This is a genomic window from Dysgonomonas sp. ZJ709, assembly GCF_011039195.1.
Taxonomy (GTDB): domain Bacteria; phylum Bacteroidota; class Bacteroidia; order Bacteroidales; family Dysgonomonadaceae; genus Dysgonomonas.
Map to the genome: position 1 here is coordinate 15,733 of NZ_JAAKEM010000034.1, position 22,483 is coordinate 38,215.

Below are 22,483 nucleotides of genomic sequence, written 5' to 3' on the forward strand. Positions count from 1 at the left end.
ATAATACTTTTGGTGTTGTAGAAGTGCTTAAGTATGAAAAACTGCTGCTCATGCGATATTGTGTAGAAAATACAACTATTTGTATCGGTATTTATTTATTCGAGTATTTAACATATTTTTTTATAAATAAAGAACTAATCGGTAGCTGAAAAATGGATTAATCTCAGATTAAATTAAACAATTTGATTAATATGGGGTTTATTTATTTATACCGTAAATCTATACTGAATATGAAATATACTTTTTTGGGGATCATTATAATATTATTATTCCTCCCTATAGATGGACTTTCGTCATCCGGTTGGCAACGCAAAGTTGTAAATTATGAGCGGAATCAATATAAAGCCGGTTTTCAAAACTGGGCTATAACTCAACGAGATAATGGATGGATATATGCGGCTAACTCCAGTGGATTGCTCGAATTCGATGGGGTTAACTGGTCGCTATATACAGTAAGAAACAATATAGTTCGCTCCGTAAAGGCGATCGGCAACAGAATATATGTTGGAGGAAGTTCGGAGTTTGGCTATTTTGAGGCTAATAACAGAGGGTTGCTTGTTTATAATTCATTGTCTCAGGGTATAGAAGATTATGGAGGAGAAGTATGGAATATTTTAGAATATAGAGACAGGATTTATTTTTTGAGTGATAGAACTATCCATATATATAATAACAAAAACAAACAGATCAATTCTATTGACGCTAAAACAAAAATAGATTGTTCTACATTATATGGGGATAAGGTTTACATAGGCTCTTCGGATGGTATTTTTTATTTGAATAAAAACGATGTTTTAGAATTTCTGCCTGTCTCTGATCTGTTTAAAGGGAAGAAATTGGTTAGCCTGATCACTTACAACAATAATATACTGGTTACTACAGCCCAGTTTGGATTATATATTATCGAAGGTGATAATATATCGAAGGTGAAATCTATTGCAGATAATTTTATAAATAATAATCAATTATTCAGTACTTCTGTATCGGGTAGCAAGGTCGCTTTGGGCTCTGTGCAGAAGGGCTTTTTTATATTCGATTTGAAAAATCCATCATATAAAGAGGTTTTCAATTTAGATAATGGGTTGAAAAATAATACGATTCTTAATTCTTATTTTGATAAGGATCAGAATCTTTGGCTGGGACTCGATAAGGGTATTAGTTATATAGATTTAAATTCACCTATGCGTCCTCTTTTCGCTACTGTTTCCCCGATAGGAACCGGATATTGTTCTGCTAAATACAACAACGAACTCTATCTGGGAACAAATCAGGGGCTTTATAAATTGAATAAAGACGGAGGGTATACATTGATAGAAGGCTCGGAGGGACAGATATGGTCTCTAACCGTTATCGATAATACTTTATTTAGTTCGGGCGATAACGGTATTATAGTCTTAGGTCCGGCAGGTAAATATAAAATAGATTTGCCGGGTGTATGGGAAATCTACCCTTTATCTGCAGATAAAAATAGATTGATTGTAGGTACTTATTCCAGTTTCAGTATTTTAGAAAAGAAGAATAAACGATGGGTCTTTTCACATCGGGTTCCCAATTTTAACGGTTCAGCCAGAGGTTTTGTCGAAGATGAGGAGAGTTATAATTTTTGGATTGTGAATGCTAGTAGGCAAATACAGAGAGTAACTTTCGATACAGAATTTAATAAACTTATAAATCAGAAAATATATCCTTTAAAAGGATCGAGCATAGGGGAGAACTCTTTTTTCAGAAAGGTAGATAACAATCTTATTATTTGTGCGCAGGATGGGATATATCAATATAGCCGCATAACGGATCGTTTCGATCATTATGCTCAATTAGAATCAATGCTTGAAGGGCCGAGATATTACGAATATCTGTCGGTAGACAGTTTGAAAAATATTTGGTTTGTTTCTGATAATAATCTTAAATTATTGCCGTATGTATCGGGGGAATATAAATCTGATATTTATAATTGGGGATTGTCTGACGAATTGGTTGGTAACTACGAAAGTGTTCATATTATTGACTCTGCTTCTGCTATTGTATCGGTAGACAATGCTTTTTTAAAAATTGATTTTTCTAAAAAAGGATTACCAAATCGACCGGTTAATACTTACATAAGAAAAATCGTTAGTCTCAAGAATGATAGTATTGTAAGTTATGGAAATACAGAAAAACAGATATTCATACCTTACTCTCAAAATTCGATAAGTATTCATTTTGCTGCGACGGATTTTCCCTCTGCCCCTGATATTCAGTATTCTTATACGCTTAAAGGGCTAGATGAGGAATGGAGTGTTCCGTCGGCTAATACATTAAAAGAGTATACTAATTTACCGGTAGGGAAATATTTATTTGAGGTGAGAGCTGTTGTCAATGGTAGTCGGGATTCTGCAATAACCGAGGTCGAATTTACAATTACTCCGCCTTGGTACAGATCTGCTTTGGCCTATATTTTGTATTCGCTGCTTGCAGTCGTTTTGTTGTTCATCTTATATAAGAAGACGATTGGTAAACAAAAGAAAATAATTTATCAAAAGGGAGAGGAATTAGTGGCTCAAACTAAACGCCATGAGGAAGAAAACAAGATAAAAGATCAGGCAATATACCAGCTTCAAAATGATAAGCTCCAAACAGAATTGCATTTTAAAACACAAGAGCTAACAGGGTATATACTTAATGTTATAAGAAAAAATGAGATTCTTGAGGATGTAAAAAAAGATGCACTGGCTATATCGAAAGCTATCGATGATGAGAAGAACTTAAATTCCATCAGGCAGAAAGTAATGCGATTGATAAGTCAGATAAACAGCAATATTGATAACGATGATGATTTCGAAGTTTTCAAATCGAATTTTAACCTTGTTCATCAGGATTTTTTCGAGTTGTTAGATGATAAATTTCCCGGACTTAGCAGAAACGACAAGATTCTTTGCGCTTATCTGAACATGAATCTTTCTACAAAAGAAATAGCTCCGATGCTGAATATTTCAGTTCGTGGTGTGGAGGTTAACAGATACAGGCTAAGAAAAAAGATGAATTTAGACCGCGATGTCAATTTATCGGAATATCTTCAAAGTTTATAATTAGATTATAACTAGCACGACTTTAAAAGAACTTTATCGCAAATGGTTTATCTTTGCATCATTAATGCAATAGAAGATCTTATCAAGTTGATAAATATTTACATATGAGAAAATTATTAGTTTTTCTGCTAGCATTCATTGCCTTAAATGCTTTTTCTCAGAATATCGATTTAGAGAAAAAAGCACAACAACTTACCGAAGAGGGAAAGTTGCTTTATCGCTTGGAATTGGCAGCATGGCATGGTACGGATATTTTTTTCGAAAACTATAAAGAAAGAGAAAGGGTAGGAGGCTATTTCTCTTATCTGGAATCGAATACTCCTAAGTGTCTATTCTTCTCAAAGGGAGCAAATCCCAAGGTGCTTGGAGTTGTTTCTTATGGAGACTTAAAAGTGATAGAGACTGCTTCTATTGACTTTAAAGAGAGAGAATTCAACGAAAATGAGAAACATTTGTTTACAATCAGGGCTAAAGCTCTGGCAGAGATACAACAAGATACGGCCTTATTTAAAACATATACGAATACGAGTCTCAACATGATTCCTTTGATTTTCAATGGGGAGAAGAAAGTATATGTGTTGACAGGAACTAAGCTTACAGATGTTGTTCTCTTTGGTAATGACTATCTATTGACTTTTGATAAAAAAGATATGCTCCTGACTAAAAAAGAGCTGCATAGAAACCTGATTCCAATATATTTTGAAGATGGACAGAATGCTGTTGGCTCTGTTCATTCGCATACTGGCGAAACGGGGGATTTTATAACTCCGACGGATATTTGCACATTGATGCTATATGCTAAGTATGCCAAGTGGAAGCAACATATTGTCATGTCGCAAAACTATGTGAGTATATGGGATTGTGAGAAAGAATCGTTAGTATTAATGTCAAAGGAGGATTTCCAAAATATGTAACAGCACAAAATAGAATAAGCCGGATATCTGTACCAGCTTATTCTATTTATATTGTCCAATTTATAACTCAATTCTCTATTCTGTTTAAGTGTACCGCTGCTTTTTCTCTAAAAGATATCTCGGTTTCGATTATGGTTTCACCGCCCATATCTTCGCCTGCACTTAACCATTTCCCTCCTTCTTTGTAAAAATACCAGATGCCATAAAAGTCATCGGATATTTTACTAATAACGGCTGCTAGCGAGTCGTTGTAAATAAGTATTTTGTTGATATAGGTATTCAGTATCTTATTTCTTCTCTCTTCGCTTATTATCTCATCTGTAACATCATCTTTCATACAAGTTTGCAAAAAATTACAGGTCAATTGTTTTAATTTTGAAGATTGCCCGTTTGCCAAAATATACTTTATAGAAATGAATGCATTTAATGGAGTGTCTTGCTCGTTTCTTTCGGCGAAATCCCTTACCTCTTTATCTATATTTATGGCTTTATAGCTATTTTGCGATATCGCATTTTTGTCAATCAGTATTTTCGATTTCAATTGTTCGGTCTGTATAGTTCCGTTTTTCAATGTAACAAAATAGGAGTTGTTGATTTCATTTTTACTGACTGCCTCTACAAATTTTCCATTTTTGAACAGAATACCCGATAAATCGTCACTCGCATAACCTGAATTCATCTCATGGCTCTTTATTTTTTGATGGTAGATCTCTTTTTTTAAGCTGTCGGAATAATGAGGGCAATTACTATAAGGGAGATATGCTAAGCCATCCACTATACTGAGGTGAACAGGACGGGAGTCACTGATACCGTTCTGAAACCAACAAATAGAACCGGCACTTCCTCCGGCGAGGATAATTCCTTTCTTAAGTGCTTTTCCCATTATTTCATCAATTCCCTGAGCTTTCCATATTCCGAGCATATTCAGCGTATTTCCACCTCCTACTACAATGGCATCCATATCTAGTAGAGTCTCTTCGAATGTTTTGGATTCATGAGTAGAACTCACCCAGACCTTAAGAATATGAGGTTCGATAGCTAATTTTTCACATATATATTTCCAGTATTTTATATTATCCTCATTATCTGCACTAGCGGTAGGAACGTAACAAATTTTCGGATTTGTTTTTCCAGTTAAATCGACAACATATTGTACAAATTTATCGTTAATATCTCCCCCGAAAGCAAAAATGGTCTGGTCGGGTTTTGTATTATTTGTGCGATTTTGGGCATAAATAGTCGTAGTGTTCAGTAAAGTAATGCATACGACAAAAATAGATAAGTAGAAATACTTTTTAGATTGTGATAATCGGCTTGCTTTTTTCATAGTTTAATTAGATTGTATTTATTCTCTTGTTTTGTCTTAGGTCTTGAAATACAACAAAGATTTGTTGCAAGATAAACTTTTGCAAATGTATTATTATTTTATACTCAAAGTCAATTAATTATTGAGTATAATTTCAAAAACATGATTTTGAAGATTGCGTGCAATGGGGACTTTATATATCCCTATATTCAGCTGATTACCTTCAATAGCTTTAACTTGGCGGATATTGGCGATATATGATCGGTGAGTTTGTAGAAATATATCACTCGGAAGAGCTTCCAGCATTTGTTTCAATGTAGTATGGACAATCTCTTTCGATTCAGTTGTATAAATCGTTATGTAGTTTTCCATACTCTCAATGAATAAGATATCGGTTAAAAATATCTTTTTCATTTGTTTGCCACTTTTTACGAATATATATTTAGTTGTATTATCCTTTACTTCTTTTTCGAGTAAGTCATGGACTTTGTTGATAGCTTTTGTAAAACGTTCGAGGGTTACAGGTTTGAGAAGATAGTCGACCACATCCAGTTCGTAACCTTTGAGGGCATATTGTGCATAAGCCGAAATAATAATCACTTTGGGTGGATTACTGATTGTCGATAATAAATCTAATCCCGACATATTCGGCATTTCTATATCCAGAAAGAGTAAATCAGGCTGTACAGTTTTTAGCATCGTATTCAACTGTATGGCATTTTCACACTCACCTATTAGTTTAAGGAAAGGAAATTTATCTATATAGCTGCGCAATCCCTTTCTGGCAATAGGTTCATCATCTGTAATAATGCATTTAATTTCCATATCAATCGAGTTCAATTATCAGTTCGACGCTAAAAGAATCTTCTTTTTGTTCGATTCTCAGCGTTTGCTTATCCGAATATAGTAATTCCAGTTTACGGCTCAAATTCTCTAATCCAATCCCTTTGTTTTTGGGATTATTTATTATTTCTGTCGAAATTGAGTTTTCGACAATAAATCGTATTTTATTATTTTCCAATTTGAGATTTACATTAATCCAGTATTCACCGTCAACATATTTAAAGGCGTTTTCCAGTAAAGGTTGAAATAGCAGAGGATGTATTTTCTGTTCCGTAAGTTCTGTATCGAAGTTTGTCTTTAGAATCAGACGCTCACTCATCCTTATCCGTTGAAGTTCTATATACGCATTTAAATAAGTAATTTCCTCTGATACCTGTACTTTCTGTTGGACGTTGTACAATTGATAACGCAATAGTTCTGATAATAGTTCTACTGTATATTTTGCTTGTTTATTTTCTTCATCTATCTGAAAATAGACTGTATTCAGCGCATTAAACAAGAAATGTGGATGATATTGGGCTTTCAGAAAATTAAGTTCGGTTTCCAGTTGTTGATTTTTCACTTTTTCCAGCTGTAAAACCTGTTCATTATAATTCTTGTTCATTACATCGGTCGAGATAATGGCATAGTATATCAACAGAAGGGGAAGAAATACTACATTTATAAGCATGTAATCGATAATTCCGTCGCCCATATGGAAAATGCCAATATACTGACCTATTACGAGAACTATATTGATGTGTATCGCTGAGGTTAAAAAGATAATTCCATACTCTTTTGGGGATGACTGTTTTTTTTCTGCAATATATTTTCGTCTTTGTAGCCTTTTACGCATCCTTCGATCAAAGAAATAGCACATAATAATGACAGCTATCTGACCTATTATGTGTAGTCTTATCGATCCTATCCAGAAAGTTCCGTCTTTAGTCAAATCGGTAACAGCCCGTAGAGTATTGAATATTACGAGTCCCAGAAAAAATGGATATAGCCAACGATATGGAAACCTCATTACTTTTATTTTATATAAATATCCAGAAAATAAATTAATGTTTTGATCTATGAATAATAATTTTAGCTTTATTTATTTTTTAGTCCGAACAATGGTCTTATCCATTTATATCGTCTTATGCCGAATTCATATATAATCCAGCTAAAACCAAATGTGCCGATTACCATTAGTGAGAATTTAGGGAAGAATCCAAGATCGGTATGCTTGAGGTAATAGCCTAGAATGACAATTACGGTTTGATGCAAAATATACAAAGGATATACCGATTCGTTGGCGTAAGTCAGCATTTTGCTCGGTTTATTCAGATAAGTTGCCCCGTAACCAAAAATTGTAAGAATCCATGACCATAGATTAAATACTTTAACGAAGGAGGATATATATTGCTTACCCGCAAAATCGCCAATAACAAACCACAGACACATAAGTAAAGGGAATGCTATAATTCCGCAGAGCAGATATATATGTTTGTTCTTTTTTACTGCTTCCCAAAAGACATCTTTGAGTGAAATTAGCAGAAATCCGAAGAAAAACAGGGTGCAATAATTTACCATGTTGAACCAGTCATTAAACAAAGCATGTGTCGAAGGAAAGATAGGTGCTAAATAAAGTTCCCAAAAGAAAAGCGGGGTTATTAATACATAAAGCCCGAAGGCGTTTCTACCTAAAAATTGCATTTTCCTGATTATCCATGCTTCAGTATGTCTACGTAAATAAAGGAATGCAGGGATTAATATTAATGAAAATATCAGTAAATACGGCAAGAACCACAAATGATGCCACGAGATGCCTCCTCCATTTGGATATGTATCCAAGAATGTCTTTGCAGGCCAGAACTCGAAATAGCTTCCGCTGAACCGTCCTTGATCGAGCCATTCGTAGTAAACTTGTGGCGGAACAATAAATATCATCCCTACAATCAGTGGAATGAATAGCTTTTTCGTCCTTTCTTTTGCAAACTCTCCGGCACTTCTTTTTGATAACGCATAGTATGTCCCCATACCCGAAATAACAAAAAGTATAGAAAGTCGCCATTGATTGAGAAATAGCATAGGAAAGACCAGACCCTCGTAAGTCTGAACATTTTTAATATGGCTTTCCCATGGCACAAAGAACATCCCTACATGATAGAAAATCAATAATCCGAAAACTATTACCCTAAGACTGTCTATGTCGTATCTGCGCATAATGAATAAATTGTTATGGTGGTAAAATTATGTTTTTCGCAAAACTAGTGATGCGTATTGATACAATAAAATTAGTTTGACCAATGGGATATTTTTGTTGATGAACGGTGGATAAACAAAAAAGCAAGCGACTAATCACTAGCCGCTTGCAAATCAAATAGAGTATTACCTCTTGAATTTATATGCAATAAATGAACTTTGAGTAATCTCTATTCTTTTGAGATGTTTTAATATTCTGTATTTTGAGGGTCGAAGTTTGCCCATCCTTTTGTCCAGTTGTCACCGTCTGCATCGCTTTTGAATGCACCCACATAATCAACTTGTTCAAAGCCATTCAATAGAGCATCGGTGAACGAAGCTGCTCCAAGTAGAGGACTGCCTGTTGTTGGTCCCCAATTGGCGTTAGAAAGAAGACTATTCGGTTGTTTTAGTTTCAAGTCGGAAATGTTGGCTAATACTTTATTGCTTGGTTGAGCAACGAAATAAGTATGAGAAAATGATTGAGCATCAGTCATATCTTTTCCGTTTGTCGAATATTTGTCAACAAGGCTATTGTTTACATCAGATCCTACAACTCCCATTTGAGCGAAGAATACGTTGTTTATTTTCAAAGTACCGTTTGTAGCTAGCCCTTGCGTATTTCCATTTTGATTGTCAAGGAGTAACCCTACAGGGAATCCCATTGCTACTGAATTGAAGCAACTCAATTGAGAATAACGTCTGATCTGCATAGCAGCCTGGAATAATCCTGTTTTTGAGATGTTGTCGGGTCTGTAGTTGCCTGCATTGATATATTGCATAGTATTCATAAAATCATTTGCCTGACCAATAGGACCAACGAGAGTTACATTACTGAATACAGTTGATGTTTTAGGATTGGCATCTGTTCCCGGTTTATTATTGTCAGATTCGAGACCATTCGATAAAGATGTATCTGCAATCTTAGGATTACGGACAGCCAGCAGATATTGTAATTTACCTGAGAAACCGTTATCTGTGTCAAAGTCATCATCCCATCCGTGATATGCGATCAGGTATTTTGCACTGACAGATCCACCGAACCACTCGAACGAATCGTCGTTGCTATATGACACTTGTACGTGATCTACTTTAGTAGCTCTACCTACCGACCCGAAAGTTACTCCATTTATCTCTTGGTTTTCATCGAAAACAGAGCCGGCAAATTCGACACGTACATAACTCAATATACCCGAATTATCATCGTCATTGTCTCCTCCATGTTTCGTTGTAGGGCCTCCTTCTATACCGAGTTGAGCTCCATTGTTATTTTTGGCATATCCGCATATAATAAGCCCTCCCCAGTCGCCCGGTTTGCGGCTTCCTTTAGGTTGTGCCGAAGTAAATACAATTGGTTCGGTAGCTGTTCCTTGTGCATAAATCTTACTTCCCGGCTCGATGATTAAACTTGCTTTAGAACCTTTTTCCCCTTTGATGATTGTACCCGGTTCGAAAGTAACTGTCGCACCATTTTTCACATATACCCATCCTTTCAGAGAGTAAGTGCCTTTTTTGTAAACCACATCTTTTGTGATTGTATATGTGTAACTACCATCACCTATTACACCTACTACGGGTTCCGGTTCAGGATCAACACCCGGAGTTATATTGTCGTCACTACTACAACTTGTAAAAAGCATGATACTACTAGCTATCAACGCTAAACTAAATGATTTGAAAAGTTTCATAAACTAATTATTTTAAATTTTAGAAATTCAATTTGGCAGAAATACTGATATTCTGTCCCGGATTATATTGTCGTGTAATTTGTTCTCTTTCGTGCAATACTCCCTCTTTATCTATGAATTTGGGGAATTGTTTGTAGAAAATATCCTGAGAAAGTATGTCTTTGATTGAAGCGGCTATTTCTATACTTTTTCCGATTCTCTTTGTTACTGTGAAATCAAGTACATTTCGTGGCATCTCGTACATATCGGGTATATCGTCGTTGACGGTGCTGCCCTCGCTCTTACTTTTGAGTCCGATACCTACAATCCGTTTCCCGATAATATTGTACATCAGTCCCGCAGTTAGTTGCATCGGGTCATTTTGATAAAAGAATCCTGCGTTTACAAGGAATGGAGATTGCCCCTGAAGCGGTCGCTCATCTTCGATACTACTCTCATCAAATTTTACTTTACTGCTGATCAAAGAACCATTAAGAACTACTGATAAGTTTTTTAGTCCGATGAAATCGAGTTGCTTTTTTACATCTATTTCTACTCCTAGATTATGGGCTGATAAGGCATTTTCGAAAGTAAAGACACGAGCCCCTCCTCCAGTATTTATGAAAGACCATTCTATCGGATTTTCGAAGTGCTTATAGAAAATAGATACAGATATTAATTCAGAAGCCGATGGATAAAACTCGTATCGCAAATCTAAGTTTTGTATATAAGCAGCTTTTAAATCGGGATTTCCCGTGATTCGGTTAAAGAGATCGAAGTCATAATAGGATGCAGGAGACACCTCTCTGAATTCGGGACGATTGATGGACATACCGTAAGCGAATCGCACTATATTATCTTTATTCAGGTTATAACTGATATTCAAAGAAGGGAAAATATCTGTCGTTTTATATTCAGAGTCTTTTGTTTCATTACCGGTTCCTGATGTATAGTTGGTGAGCGTCATAATATCGTGTTCGAAACGGGCCCCTGCATATATGTTGAACTTCTTGTAAGGAATATTGACTGCCAGATAAGTCGCTATAAGCTTGTTGTTTCCTTCATAACTATCTACATTGTTTGTAGATTCGTTGATGTAAAGTTTACCGGCTCCAAAGTTTTCAGGAATCAATATATCCTTCACTACATTACCGAATCGGAAGCTATATGGGAAATAGTTCTCATTGAACAGATAGTCAAAATCCCGGGTCTTGTAATCCTTGGTTTTATATTCCCCATAAAATCCGCCTTTCAGAGTAGTTGTGATATCGGAATTGATTTTTAGATCATGTGAATAATTTGCTCCTGCGTTATAGGTATATTCGTTCAACTTAATAAAGTTACGCTCAATATCCGCTTGCGATATAAACATTTGTCCGTTGAAAGGATCTTCGTCAGTCGAAGCATTTTCAGTACGGTTAATCATACGGCGGTCGGGTTGATTCTTGTTAGCGTACGAGAATCCCAGTGTCCAGTCCAGTTTATCGGCAAAAGGCAATGTGTGTTTCCCTGTCAACTGCCCGGCGTATGTTGTTCTGCTCGAGTATAAATATTCTTCTCTTTCTTGTCTTTTCTCGCGTCCGCTGGTATAGTCTGTTCCATGGCGCAGCGTATAACGGCTTTGTCCTAATTGGTTGAATATATTCTGAAACTCGTAATGGTTGTTGTTATTCGATATAAAAGATAAGTTAGCCATGGCTCCAACCCGCACATTTGTATTGTACTGATCGTCGCTGTAATCGTTATCGGGTTCTACTTGGTCAGATATATCATTGTAGACTTCATATTGCGCATTTCTCATGTTGGTGAGTGTACGGTTCAGATTACTGTAATTTAGCGCAGTAGTCAACCCCCATAGTTGCCCTCCTTCTTTTTTGATGCGTCTGTTCATTGCAAACGAGAAGCGTTGGTCGGGTAGAGGATTTTTAGTCTTTATGTCCCAATTGTTATTGAATCCATTTCTACTTACGGCATCTACTGTTTCTTTATCGTCAGAATTTAGTCTTGGAGGTACAATACTCCCGATACTTCTAAGTCCATTGTCGAACCCTAGAAAATCGGTCGGGCTTCCCGGATTATATTTGAAATCTTTGAAATGTGTCTGAGTGTTTAAACCCGTTCCGTAAGTAATTTCCATCGAATTCTCATTCGGGATACCCTTTGTCGCCACTTTCACAAATCCTCCTGAAAAATCGGCAGGAAGTTCGGGTTGTGGCGATTTCACTATCATAATATTTTCTATTTGTGAACTCGGGATGAGGTCGAAAGAGAAAGAACGGGTGTCCGATTCGGAACTTGGAGTGGCACTGTTGTTGACCCAAACATTGTTGTAGCGTTGTGATAATCCTCTGGCCACAATGAATTTGTTATCCATAATAGATATTCCCGGAATACGTCTTATTACCTCGGCAGCGTCTCTATCCTGATTCTTAGATATCTGCTGAGAAGAAACTCCGCTGACAATACCTGTCGATTTTTTCATCGAATTAAGCAACGATACTTCTGAGTTTATCTGGGCTGTTGCCATTACTACAACTTCATTTAAAGATTGAAGAGATTCCTGCATTGGAATATTTAAGTCTGTATTCTCTCCTTTCTTTGTTTCTATGTCTGTAATCTCTAGTGGGCTGTACGACAGGCACGAGGCTGTAATCGTGTACTTTCCCGGTCCTACATTTAATTCATAATTACCATCGACATCGCTTATAACTCCGTGGGTTGTATTTTTTACTGAAATAGTAACTCCCGGTAGAGTTTCTCCCGTTTTACTGTCTGTCACAACTCCCTTTATAGATGTTTGTGCGAATAATGTTGTTGTAACAAATAAAGTAAAAACGGTTAAGACGGCTTTAAATAGGTAATAGTGTCCTCTTGAATTAAGTGAAATGAAATAATTTGTCTTGTGCATATAAATTCTAAATTTTATCTACACAAAGCACATGCTTTATTGTTACAGGATAGTACCTATTCTGATAAGGTTGAGTTACGCGAACGCTCTTTTTTTGTTACGGATATTTCTTTTTTGTTAATGGAAATTTTGATAAATAGCATATTCTCGACTAATGATAAAAAACTTGCTACTGCTTCAATTGCTTAAATGTATTACCTTTGTTCTAAGAGACATCAGTAATAAATAAATCAAGCGTTTAGTAATGAAAAGAAATTTGATCATCCTGTCAATTATTTTATTCCAGCTGCCTATATTTTCCCAAAATGATTATCAAAGGATAAAAGTTTCTGATGATATTGAATTAATCAAGCTTTCGGATAAAGCCTATGTACATGTGTCTGTTGCCGAAATAGGTAGTTTCGGAAAAGTATCTTCAAATGGCTTGATTCTGATAGACAAAGGAGAAGCATTTTTATTCGATACACCGGTAACAAACATGCAGACGGAAGTATTAGCCAACTGGATTGCCGATTCGTTACACGCTGCAATTACAACGTTTATTCCTAACCATTGGCATGAAGACTGTATCGGAGGATTGGACTATCTGCATAGCAAAGGAGTGAAATCGTACGCTAACGAAATGACAATAGATATTGCAAGAGCAAAAGGATTGCCTTTGGCACAGTACGGATTTAAAGATTCATTGTCTTTAAAAATGAATGATATAGATGTTCTTTGTTATTATCTTGGTGCAGGGCATACTTTAGATAATATTGTGGTTTATATTCCATCCGAAAAAATTTTGTTTAGCGGATGTATGACAAAAGATATCCATTCCAAAGGATTAGGAAATACAGTTGACGGAGATGTAAACGAATGGCCGAAAACAATCGATAAAGTGCTGAATAAATTTCCTGAATCAAGAGTTGTTATACCCGGTCATGGCGATCTTGGAGGAATTGAGCTGCTAAAGCATACACGAGAATTATTGAATAAGAAATAATACAAAATGATTATAAGAGAATATCTGGATTCGGACAAGGAGCAATTAATAGAATTGCTGAGGTTAAATACACCCGAATATTTTTCCCCAAGCGAGGAAGAGGATTTAAAAGATTATTTAGACAATCACGCCGATAATTATTATGTAGTCGATATTGATGGTGTAATAGTTGGATGCGGTGGTTTTAATCTGACCGACGACAGGGAAACAGGGAAAATATCATGGGATATTATCCACCCTAAAAGTCAGGGGCAGGGCGTTGGCCGTGAGTTGACCTTATTTAGAATCCGAAAAATGAAGGAGATTGAAAGTATAAAAACCATTTCTGTAAGAACATCACAGCTCGCTTATAAATTCTACGCAAAATTTGGCTTAGAACTAAGAGAGGTCGTTAAAGATTATTGGGATAAAGGTTTCGATCTGTATAGGCTGGATTGCGATGTCAATTTAATTAAATAAACTATTATGGATATATTTATTCCGACCGAAATAAACGAAGATATTGTCAAGGCTTTTACCCGATTAATGCCTCAGCTATCACCCGATTGCTCGATACCGACAAAGGAATATTTGGAAAAGATGATAAATTCAGAGGGGAGCTATTTATTTATAGCGAAAGATGAGAAGGTAGCAGGAACACTTACACTTGTTATCTATCAAATCCCTACAGGTAGAAAAGCCTGGATAGAAGATGTTGTGGTAGATAGCAATATGCGAGGCAAAGGTATCGCCGAAAAGCTAATACAAGCAGCCATAGATTTTGCCCGTAAAGAAGGAATACATAAACTCGATCTTACTTCGAGTATCGAAAGGCAGGCAGCGCATGGTCTTTATAAAAAGATGGGCTTTGAGGAACGGAGTACGATGGTGTTTAGGTTGTTGATCGATTAAAAGCGACTCTTTTTATTGAATATCTGTGTTCGATACACCAAGAGCCTTTGCACATAACCTTTTCTTCAAAATCAGTCGATTTGGTCATACCTACCGATTTCATCAGTTTTATAGAAGCTATATTTTCAGAATCTGTTATGCCTATAACTTCGTCAACAATTCTATTAACGAAGCAATAATTTAGGAGTAAGGTTACTGCTTCTTTGGCAATGCCCTTATTCTGATATTCGGGGGAAATATTGCAGCCTATTTCTGCTATGTTTTCAGAGACTTTCACTGCACAGTCGCCTATAAGTTTATTGTGTTCATTCCATATCACAGCTAAACCAATCCATTCACCGATTCTATTCAGGTTAATATTTTTGCATTGATTTACAAAAGCCATTGTTTGCTCTTTGGTAAAAGGTTCCCAATACTGATATTTTGCAATGCTATCAAGTGAGCGATATGAATAAATGCTATCGACATCCGTTTCGTAGAAGTTTCTCATTAGTAGCCGATCGGATGATATTGTTTTATTTTTCATGTTTGATACTATATTCTTACTTCGACTTTATCCACGTCAGTTTATGCCAGATACTCTCCAAAGGTCCTTGCTTGTGGCTTTTGAGCCACCACTTGCAGAATCCTACCTGTGCGACGAATACGAGGATACCGATAAGTAAACTCACCGTATATCCGCAATATGGAGCTAAATAAAGGCCAAATGGGAAATAAATAACTGCACCGATCATCGACTGGGTTAAATAATTTGTGAGGCTCATTTTACCATAAAAGCGCAGATTGGTAGTCAGCTTTCTGAATCTCTCGGTTTGATATAGCAATACGAATGAAGACACAAGTACAAATGTAAAAGCAAATTTCTGCCACATATCTGCTACAACACCTACCGATTGCTTAATCATCAATACATCGCTTTTATCGTATAATAATACTTTCAACTCATAAACAGGGCAGAATAATACAGCAGATATAATAAGCACCTTCACCCAGAAGCGAATATTCTTTTCGGACGATACAAAAAGCTGTTTCCGTCCTATCAACATTCCTATCATAAATAATCCGGCTGTCTGAAGGAAGCGACCGCCACCGATAGCCCAGAACAAACTGGCTTTCTGACCGACAGTTATATTCCCGAGTATAAATTCTCCGAAGTTACCATTTTTGGTATATGTTGCTACTTCTCCATACAAAGCGCCTACACCAAGGTCGGGCAGGGTGTACGAAGGGTTTACAGTACTAGCTATATAATGAAACCATTCTACGGGTTGCGCCAAGAGTATTATTGCTAATGTTAAGACGGCTCTGTTGCTCAACTTACGCACAGCGAAAAGAAAAATACCTACGATCGAAAATAATAGCAATACATCTCCACCGGGAAAAAATGCCGCATTTATAGTGGCAAAACCTACTAATAGGAGTAATCGCCAAAGAAAACGGTAACCGAAATCGTTACCCTTCAATTGCTGATTGGTGTATTGTATATAGAATGTGAAGCCGAAAAGGAGGGCAAAAATAGCGTACGATTTGCCTGCAAAAAGCGAAAATATAATACTGAATACACCATTATCCAATATATTCAACCATTCGGGTTGAGTGGCAGGATCGGGGTAGACAGGGAATATAAAATGTTCCAGACTATGAACCAATAAGATTGCCATAACAGCAAATCCGCGAAGTGCATCAACGACTTCTATGCGTGGCGTTTTAGACAGAAGGTTTTCTTTCATTTATTATGTTTATGGTACTATTACATATAATACGGGATTGTAAATATAATTAAAACTATTAAATTGACGCTTCTGCTACATATCAACATCAACACAAGTATAAAACAAAAAAGTCTAAACCTTATCGATTTAGACTCTTTTTCTGTTGTCGGATATGTATTACAATTTTCCTTTTCCTATAACTTTATACGTATTAGAATCCAGATCATAATAGTATGTGCCTAATGTAGTTTCTGTTGTTGTTACAGAGCCTGTAGCTTCATTAGTGACATTTTCTACCAGATTTTCCTCAAAAGTGATTCTAATATTTTTGTCGTACATTTTTATATTTTTCCGCTTGTATATAATATTAGGTTTCTCTGCGTTATCTCCTGTGAGCTTGTAGTCACCTCCCTCTACTGGTAATTCTGTTATTAATTTTAGCTCTTTTAAATTTATAATTCTATATACATACTTAAGACCTGCCGAGGCAGTATAGCCTACAAAAATAATTCTTTCAGCATCTATAAAACAGTGTTCATCGTACAGATTAATACCACGTTCTTTTTCTGATTGATCTGTAACTTCTCTGCTCCACAGAGTTTTGCCATCATTGTCAAGTATATGGAATTGACTATAATGAGTATACTCATCTCCTTCTTGGATGAGGTAATAATTACTTATCTGTTCCACTTGAAATCTTTCTGCTTTCTTAGGCATAAATCGGTTACTTTCTTTTCCTGTCGACGAATTAATAACTGAAATTACTGAAGTAAAAGATTTATTTGCCTCATCTGTGTCATTATAGAGATCTTTCCAGTTACTCAGCCGTCCTACAATAAATATATATTTTTTGTCAGCAAACAGTAAAGAGTTGGCATAATAATGACCATAAGATTTATCTTCAGTTTTGGCATCTAGTTCGAACGAAAATATTTCTTCTCCGTTAGGCTTAAATTTGGCGAGCCATGCTTTACCGTTTTTGCGTCCTCCAGCCAGCTTATAATCTACGTTGTCAGCATAAAATTGAATGAAACTAATTTGTTCTTGATTAGATGGTTTTAATCCTTTTTCACTAAAAAATCTTTCAACAGGATCACCTGTTCCGAGAATAGGTGTCTCCGGATCAGGGTTTGTTCCCAAATCATCATTGTTGTCTTTACTGCATGATATAAGAGCCACACAGAATAGGGCGAATAGTAGTTTTTTCATAAATGTTCTTGTATTTCTAGGTTTGGTTTTCTTAAAAAGAATAGTCTAAGTCGTTAAACTCGGACTACTATGTGTATATATTTTACTTATTTCTTATTTTTTATCTCCTGACAATTTTTCAATCATTGCTTCTTTATCTTTTAGCATACGCTCGTAAAGTTCTATCTTTTCATTATAGAGTTCTACGATTTTTTCTATCGGACTAAATGTACAATTACTGTTATAAGAGAAAGGACAACCATTATTATTGGTTACCACATCATTAAAAGTATTTATATAGTTGATCGTTGTTTCGTCAGTCATATTTTTTATTGCTTCAATAGGAACTTTCATTATATCAGCAACTTTACTCAACACCTTTTCGTCAATCACTTCTTTTTGTTCTATTTCAGAAAAAGACTGCTGGGTGATATTCATTTCGAAAGCAATAGTATCTTGTTTAATACCCAGCATCTCGCGCAAACGTTTGATATTGTGTCCGTGATGAACTTTAGTGTTAGTATCCATAGGTTTGAATTATTATTTGTAACAAAAATAGACAAAATACCAATATAGAGCAATAGTTTTATATTCAATTAACTACCTGTTCGTTACAGGTTATTTCCTGTTTTATACGGGTAAAATCTCTTGTTACTTTGTTTGTTGTAATTAAACATTTAAGTAGGGCTTTATAAATATACTTTAAATAATCTCGATAGGTTGTGCAGAGCCCTCATTAAAATACACTGTATTACTGACTTAATTTTATGCACAGCCTATCCTGATATAGAATTATACCAAACGATTTTTCTTCCTATTGGTCAGCGATTTAAGATTGGGCAATACTATTGCCATCAAAATAATTACCACTCCCATCCATTGCAATAAAGCTACATTTTCGCGAAGTATAAGATACGATGATAGTACGGCTACAGGCAGTTCGGCTGTACTGAATATAGCACCCAGCGACACGCCTGTTTTAGGTATCCCGATAGAAAAGAATAGGGGAGGTATTACTGTGCCGAATACGGCGAGAGCCAAGCCCCATTTGTATAGTCCGTCGAATAGTACACCATCGAAAAAAAATAGGGGAGGGAATATTATAAAGGTCAATATGCACGAACCTGTTATCATTAAAGCACCCTTTTTCAGTGCAGGTAATTCATTGCCGACCCTGCCGCTTGTGATGAGAAAAAGCGCATAGGCTAGTGCTGCTAAAAAACCGAAGGCGACCCCTGTCGGGTTAAGCGTAAGCGATTCGTTGAATACTCCTCCTGCAAAAACAGTTCCGATAAGTACAATACAGACCGCTATGAGTTGTATACGTGTAGGTTTTTTTTTGAAAATAATAGCTTCTATCACAATACTTATCCACAAGTATTGCATCAACAGGATGATGGAGATAGAAGCCGGTAATAGTTTTACACATTGGTAGTAAAATATTCCGACCAATCCTGTGAACATACCTGCTGCACAAACTTTCCACCACGCGGTTTTGGGTCGAATATCGCCCTTATTTTCTGTATTGTATGTACTTCTTGTAGGAAATAATTTCTTTTGTAAGAGATATAGTATCCATAATAATAACATGCCTAAAAATGACTGACTACCTGTTATATGTCCTAATGTATATCCTTCACTATAAGCGATTTTTACGATAGTAGATAATACACCGAAACTACATGCTCCCAGAAAAACAAATATGCTGCCTTTTACTCTCTTGTCCATTTATTCTACCTCTCTGATTTTTGTACAAAAGTACTCTAAATATAAGAAATGGGAAACTTTCGCGGTTTTTTCGCCTCTCGTATAAGTAATGAAGCCCAATAATCCAGCGATTATTGGGCCTCATAGTGTTTAAGTATTAAAAAAGGACAATGAAAGTTTGGTATAACTTTTATTTTAATAGGATGCTTCACTTGCGAAGCATCCTATCAGGGCATAAAAATTAATTCACTATATTAATATCCCAGATTTTGATCTGATTTTGGAATTCCTTTGTTTGCTTCCATTTCCGATATTTTGAGAATCTTAGTTATGAAGTTCTTGACTTTGGAGAAATGAGTGCGAAAAACTGTTTCAAACTTTTGTTTTTCGGAAGTAGATTTGTCGTGCAAGGGATATTTGTTATACACTCTTACCTAATAGTTTTAGGCTTTTTTGACGAAAAACCAAAGATACAAAAATATTGTTATTGTGTAGAGTTCACAGCTAAATATCCGTTTTACATTACGATATATGTAGGTATTGAACAATTATCGGGTTAATTTATTATATATTAAAAGCATATCTGCTAATAATTATCTTTATTATATTTACACTATGGATATATGTATAGATTTCGACGGCACATGTGTGTCTCACGAATTTCCCGATATAGGGAATGATATAGGAGCTGTTCCGGTGCTGAAGGAGCTAGTGGAGAAAGGGCATAGATTAATTCTTTTTACTATGCGTAGTGATCGCAAGAAGAAGAAAAAAGTGGATGGGCAGGAAGTTATTGTCGAAGAAAATGTATTGTCTGATGCTATCCGATGGTTCGAAGAAAATGGAATCCCTCTGTATGGTGTGCAAAAAAATCCGACACAGCGTTTTTGGACATCATCGCCCAAAGCCTATGGGCATCTGTATATTGATGATGCTAATCTGGGTTGCCCGCTATTGGATAATGATGAAGGATCTCAAAGACCTTATGTGGATTGGTTAAGAGTGAGAGAAATGCTTGTTGAAAAGGGTGTATTATAAAAATGGGTATGAAAAAAATATTAATGGGGCATAATTTCAAACGCGAAGGATTTAAGGATCTGGAGGGAAAGTTCGAAATGATTTACCCTGAAAATGAACATTTCAAAAGAGAAGAGGTATTAGAACTTATATCAGATATAAATGTACTGATTCCTAATTTTTCTTTTCAGACAGATAAAGAAGTCATAGATGCAGGTACTAATTTGCAGCTGATTGCAAACTATGGCGTAGGCTATAATAATATAGATGTAGATTATGCATCTCAAAAAGGCATACCTGTGACTAATACACCTAATTCGGTACTTGAGCCTACGGCTGAACTGTGTTTCGCTTTATTGCTTGCTACTGCTCGCAGAGTGGGTTATTATAACAACAAATTACATAATGGCGAGCGATTGGGTTGGGGGCTGTTTGATAATCCCGGATTACCTGTATATGGGCAAACTTTGGGTATTTATGGAATGGGTCGTATCGGTCAAGCTGTTGCACGTCGTGCTGTAGCTTCCGGGATGAAGATTATTTATTGTAATCGGCACCGTTTAGATAAGAGCATTGAAGAAAGGTATGGTGCTGTTTATGTTGATTTTGATACCTTGCTTAAAGAATCTGATTTTGTTTCCCTGAATGCTCCTGCCACTGCCGAGACTCACCATTTAATGGGAGAAGCTGAGTTTAAGAAAATGAAGAATACCGCTATACTGATCAATACTGCTCGTGGGGCTTTAGTAGATGAAAAGGCTTTGATTGAAGCCTTGAAGAATGAACAGATATTTGCAGCAGGACTTGATGTATTTGAGAATGAGCCTAAAATTTCACCGGAATTGTTCAGTTTCGAAAATGTAGTATTGACTCCTCATGCCGGAACACAGACATATGCTGCCCGTTTAGATATGCAGAGAGAGGTAGCGAAGAATATAATTAATTTCTTCGAGGGAGGAGAAATTAGTAAAGTAAATTGATATAGAAAAGGTGAACTATTATAGTTCACCTTTTTCTATTTTTTCCATTAAGCCGCCACAAGCATCTTCTAAGAGGTCAAGTACCAGTTCGAAACCATCAGCACCCGAATAATAAGGATCGGGAATATGGTCGTGAGTGAAACGTTGCGAAAATTCGGTCATGCGATGTACCTTTTTCCTCGATTCCATATCTATCGCCAGTTTGTTGATATTGTTATAGTTATTATCATCCATTGTGAGTATAATATCAAACTTATCGAAGTCTCTCGGAGTGAATTTACGTGAAAGGGTGTCGAAGGTATACCCTCTGCGATCCCCATGTTTCCGCATACGGTCGTCGGGCAATACACCATCGTGATAGCCCGAAGTTCCGGCAGAATCGACTGTTATAATTTCTTCAAGTCCCTTATCTTGAACAAGTTTTTTGAAGATACCTTCTCCGGCGGGAGAGCGGCAGATATTGCCTAAACAGACAAAAAGCACATTATATTTTTTCATATTTTGCTCATTTTACTAAGTGATTCAAAGATACAAATTATTATATTGCTATAGCATTATAAATATTCTTAATGTCATGAAACGTTATAGTGGAAGAATACCTGCATGTGGCGTCTTTTGCGGAGGTTGCCCAACTTATATAAGGGAGAAAAACCCTTGTCCCGGAGCCGATATTAACAGAAAGAGATGTGAGAAATGTAAAACCTTTCATCTATGTTGTTCAGAAAAAGGCATAACCTATTGTTATCAATGTTCAATTTTTCCGTGCGCCAAGTTTAAGGCATTCTCTAAGCGATGGCTTAAGTATGGACAAGACTTTATTAAGAATCAAGAGCTATTGAAAACTGTAGGTGAAAAAGATTTCCTTACTTATTATAATTTGAAAGTTGACGAATAGTAATTAACGTGTGTTCGATATAAGCAATGTATATGAATTATGATTAGTATCTGTTTTTCAGCTATTCTGAATTCTATGATTAATTCCTATTAATATTGTTAAAAGTTATCGCATTTTTCCTTTTTCAACTACCCGTTTTTTAGGGGGGCAGATTGAAAAAGGGAAAATAGCTTACTTAAGCTGTTTTCTTGTAA

20 protein-coding genes are annotated in these 22,483 nt (G+C 36.0%); 8 read left to right on the forward strand and 12 right to left on the reverse strand.

Translation table 11 applies throughout. From position 1 onward, the window contains the following. Positions 1-230 precede the first annotated feature (230 nt). Together G7Y56_RS16255 and G7Y56_RS16260 are read left to right on the forward strand one after the other, a co-directional pair. On the forward strand, positions 231-3,065 hold the full coding sequence (locus tag G7Y56_RS16255) for a triple tyrosine motif-containing protein (protein WP_165045197.1): 2,835 nt from the start codon (positions 231-233) through the stop codon (positions 3,063-3,065). 104 nt (positions 3,066-3,169) lie between these two features. Then, a complete protein-coding gene (locus G7Y56_RS16260) occupies positions 3,170-3,979 on the forward strand; it encodes a hypothetical protein (RefSeq protein ID WP_165045198.1) in 810 nt (269 codons plus the stop codon). A gap of 67 nt (positions 3,980-4,046) precedes the next feature. On the opposite strand, the gene G7Y56_RS16265 is transcribed toward G7Y56_RS16260, so the two are convergent. From G7Y56_RS16265 to G7Y56_RS16290, 6 genes are all read right to left on the reverse strand, one after another. Continuing rightward, positions 4,047-5,306 carry a peptidase E gene (locus G7Y56_RS16265; RefSeq protein WP_165045200.1) on the reverse strand — a complete coding sequence of 420 codons (1,260 nt, stop codon included), beginning with the start codon at positions 5,304-5,306 and terminating at the stop codon, positions 4,047-4,049. Between the two features lie 114 nt (positions 5,307-5,420). Next, positions 5,421-6,110, reverse strand: a complete 690-nt coding sequence (locus G7Y56_RS16270; protein ID WP_165045202.1) for a LytTR family DNA-binding domain-containing protein — start codon at positions 6,108-6,110, stop codon at positions 5,421-5,423. Between the two features lies 1 nt (position 6,111). Further along, positions 6,112-7,137, reverse strand: coding sequence for a sensor histidine kinase (locus G7Y56_RS16275; RefSeq protein ID WP_165045204.1), 1,026 nt, complete (start codon positions 7,135-7,137; stop codon positions 6,112-6,114). A gap of 68 nt (positions 7,138-7,205) precedes the next feature. After that, the gene (locus G7Y56_RS16280) at positions 7,206-8,321 is read right to left on the reverse strand and encodes an acyltransferase family protein (protein WP_165045206.1); all 1,116 of its coding nucleotides are present in this window, start codon (positions 8,319-8,321) and stop codon (positions 7,206-7,208) included. Between the two features lie 227 nt (positions 8,322-8,548). Further along, positions 8,549-10,027 (reverse strand): hypothetical protein, encoded by a 1,479-nt coding sequence (locus tag G7Y56_RS16285; protein ID WP_165045208.1) that lies wholly within the window; start codon positions 10,025-10,027, stop codon positions 8,549-8,551. Between the two features lie 19 nt (positions 10,028-10,046). Beyond that, a complete protein-coding gene (locus tag G7Y56_RS16290) occupies positions 10,047-12,914 on the reverse strand; it encodes a TonB-dependent receptor (RefSeq protein WP_165045210.1) in 2,868 nt (955 codons plus the stop codon). A 244-nt stretch (positions 12,915-13,158) separates the two neighbouring features. Between G7Y56_RS16290 and bla the strand changes: the two genes are divergently transcribed. Genes bla through G7Y56_RS16305 form a run of 3 tightly spaced genes read left to right on the forward strand, consistent with a single transcriptional unit; the run spans position 13,159 to position 14,790 of the window. Beyond that, entirely contained in the window at positions 13,159-13,899 is a 741-nt protein-coding gene (gene bla / locus G7Y56_RS16295; protein ID WP_165045212.1) for a subclass B1 metallo-beta-lactamase, read from the forward strand. Between the two features lie 6 nt (positions 13,900-13,905). Then, positions 13,906-14,358, forward strand: coding sequence for a GNAT family N-acetyltransferase (locus G7Y56_RS16300; protein WP_165045214.1), 453 nt, complete (start codon positions 13,906-13,908; stop codon positions 14,356-14,358). Between the two features lie 6 nt (positions 14,359-14,364). Further along, positions 14,365-14,790, forward strand: a complete 426-nt coding sequence (locus G7Y56_RS16305; RefSeq protein WP_165045216.1) for a GNAT family N-acetyltransferase — start codon at positions 14,365-14,367, stop codon at positions 14,788-14,790. Here G7Y56_RS16305 and G7Y56_RS16310 read toward each other — a convergent pair. From G7Y56_RS16310 to G7Y56_RS16330, 5 genes are all read right to left on the reverse strand, one after another. Then, on the reverse strand, positions 14,771-15,316 hold the full coding sequence (locus tag G7Y56_RS16310) for a GNAT family N-acetyltransferase (protein ID WP_165045218.1): 546 nt from the start codon (positions 15,314-15,316) through the stop codon (positions 14,771-14,773). The two genes, G7Y56_RS16305 and G7Y56_RS16310, sit on opposite strands and share 20 nt — an antisense overlap. A gap of 16 nt (positions 15,317-15,332) precedes the next feature. Further along, on the reverse strand, positions 15,333-16,520 hold the full coding sequence (locus G7Y56_RS16315) for a DUF418 domain-containing protein (RefSeq protein WP_165045220.1): 1,188 nt from the start codon (positions 16,518-16,520) through the stop codon (positions 15,333-15,335). A 159-nt stretch (positions 16,521-16,679) separates the two neighbouring features. After that, positions 16,680-17,711, reverse strand: a complete 1,032-nt coding sequence (locus G7Y56_RS16320; protein ID WP_165045222.1) for a hypothetical protein — start codon at positions 17,709-17,711, stop codon at positions 16,680-16,682. Positions 17,712-17,804: 93 nt separating this feature from the next. Next, positions 17,805-18,218 (reverse strand): helix-turn-helix domain-containing protein, encoded by a 414-nt coding sequence (locus G7Y56_RS16325; RefSeq protein WP_165045224.1) that lies wholly within the window; start codon positions 18,216-18,218, stop codon positions 17,805-17,807. A 264-nt stretch (positions 18,219-18,482) separates the two neighbouring features. Beyond that, the gene (locus tag G7Y56_RS16330; protein ID WP_165045227.1) at positions 18,483-19,418 is read right to left on the reverse strand and encodes an EamA family transporter; all 936 of its coding nucleotides are present in this window, start codon (positions 19,416-19,418) and stop codon (positions 18,483-18,485) included. Between the two features lie 594 nt (positions 19,419-20,012). Here G7Y56_RS16330 and G7Y56_RS16335 point away from each other — a divergent pair. Continuing rightward, positions 20,013-20,435 (forward strand): hypothetical protein, encoded by a 423-nt coding sequence (locus tag G7Y56_RS16335; RefSeq protein ID WP_165045229.1) that lies wholly within the window; start codon positions 20,013-20,015, stop codon positions 20,433-20,435. Positions 20,436-20,443: 8 nt separating this feature from the next. Next, positions 20,444-21,394: an NAD(P)-dependent oxidoreductase gene (locus G7Y56_RS16340; RefSeq protein WP_165045231.1), complete on the forward strand. Its 951-nt coding sequence runs from the start codon at positions 20,444-20,446 to the stop codon at positions 21,392-21,394. 18 nt (positions 21,395-21,412) lie between these two features. Here the strand turns inward: G7Y56_RS16340 and G7Y56_RS16345 are convergent, their stop codons facing one another. Beyond that, on the reverse strand, positions 21,413-21,892 hold the full coding sequence (locus G7Y56_RS16345; protein WP_165045233.1) for a low molecular weight protein-tyrosine-phosphatase: 480 nt from the start codon (positions 21,890-21,892) through the stop codon (positions 21,413-21,415). Between the two features lie 76 nt (positions 21,893-21,968). Between G7Y56_RS16345 and G7Y56_RS16350 the strand changes: the two genes are divergently transcribed. Then, the gene (locus tag G7Y56_RS16350) at positions 21,969-22,289 is read left to right on the forward strand and encodes a DUF3795 domain-containing protein (protein ID WP_165045235.1); all 321 of its coding nucleotides are present in this window, start codon (positions 21,969-21,971) and stop codon (positions 22,287-22,289) included. Positions 22,290-22,483 lie beyond the last annotated feature (194 nt).

Bases quoted from the DNA above. Each gene is read 5' to 3' on its own strand.
- bla (WP_165045212.1), top strand. From the start codon at position 13,159: ATGAAAAGAAATTTGATCATCCTGTCAATTATTTTATTCCAGCTGCCT.
- G7Y56_RS16310 (WP_165045218.1), bottom strand. From the start codon at position 15,316: ATGAAAAATAAAACAATATCATCCGATCGGCTACTAATGAGAAACTTC.
- G7Y56_RS16270 (WP_165045202.1), bottom strand. From the start codon at position 6,110: ATGGAAATTAAATGCATTATTACAGATGATGAACCTATTGCCAGAAAG.
- G7Y56_RS16330 (WP_165045227.1), bottom strand. From the start codon at position 19,418: ATGGACAAGAGAGTAAAAGGCAGCATATTTGTTTTTCTGGGAGCATGT.
- G7Y56_RS16290 (WP_165045210.1), bottom strand. From the start codon at position 12,914: ATGCACAAGACAAATTATTTCATTTCACTTAATTCAAGAGGACACTAT.
- G7Y56_RS16315 (WP_165045220.1), bottom strand. From the start codon at position 16,520: ATGAAAGAAAACCTTCTGTCTAAAACGCCACGCATAGAAGTCGTTGAT.
- G7Y56_RS16275 (WP_165045204.1), bottom strand. From the start codon at position 7,137: ATGAGGTTTCCATATCGTTGGCTATATCCATTTTTTCTGGGACTCGTA.
- G7Y56_RS16300 (WP_165045214.1), top strand. From the start codon at position 13,906: ATGATTATAAGAGAATATCTGGATTCGGACAAGGAGCAATTAATAGAA.
- G7Y56_RS16265 (WP_165045200.1), bottom strand. From the start codon at position 5,306: ATGAAAAAAGCAAGCCGATTATCACAATCTAAAAAGTATTTCTACTTA.
- G7Y56_RS16335 (WP_165045229.1), top strand. From the start codon at position 20,013: ATGGATATATGTATAGATTTCGACGGCACATGTGTGTCTCACGAATTT.
- G7Y56_RS16340 (WP_165045231.1), top strand. From the start codon at position 20,444: ATGAAAAAAATATTAATGGGGCATAATTTCAAACGCGAAGGATTTAAG.
- G7Y56_RS16255 (WP_165045197.1), top strand. From the start codon at position 231: ATGAAATATACTTTTTTGGGGATCATTATAATATTATTATTCCTCCCT.
- G7Y56_RS16285 (WP_165045208.1), bottom strand. From the start codon at position 10,027: ATGAAACTTTTCAAATCATTTAGTTTAGCGTTGATAGCTAGTAGTATC.
- G7Y56_RS16320 (WP_165045222.1), bottom strand. From the start codon at position 17,711: ATGAAAAAACTACTATTCGCCCTATTCTGTGTGGCTCTTATATCATGC.
- G7Y56_RS16305 (WP_165045216.1), top strand. From the start codon at position 14,365: ATGGATATATTTATTCCGACCGAAATAAACGAAGATATTGTCAAGGCT.
- G7Y56_RS16350 (WP_165045235.1), top strand. From the start codon at position 21,969: ATGAAACGTTATAGTGGAAGAATACCTGCATGTGGCGTCTTTTGCGGA.
- G7Y56_RS16325 (WP_165045224.1), bottom strand. From the start codon at position 18,218: ATGGATACTAACACTAAAGTTCATCACGGACACAATATCAAACGTTTG.
- G7Y56_RS16280 (WP_165045206.1), bottom strand. From the start codon at position 8,321: ATGCGCAGATACGACATAGACAGTCTTAGGGTAATAGTTTTCGGATTA.
- G7Y56_RS16260 (WP_165045198.1), top strand. From the start codon at position 3,170: ATGAGAAAATTATTAGTTTTTCTGCTAGCATTCATTGCCTTAAATGCT.
- G7Y56_RS16345 (WP_165045233.1), bottom strand. From the start codon at position 21,892: ATGAAAAAATATAATGTGCTTTTTGTCTGTTTAGGCAATATCTGCCGC.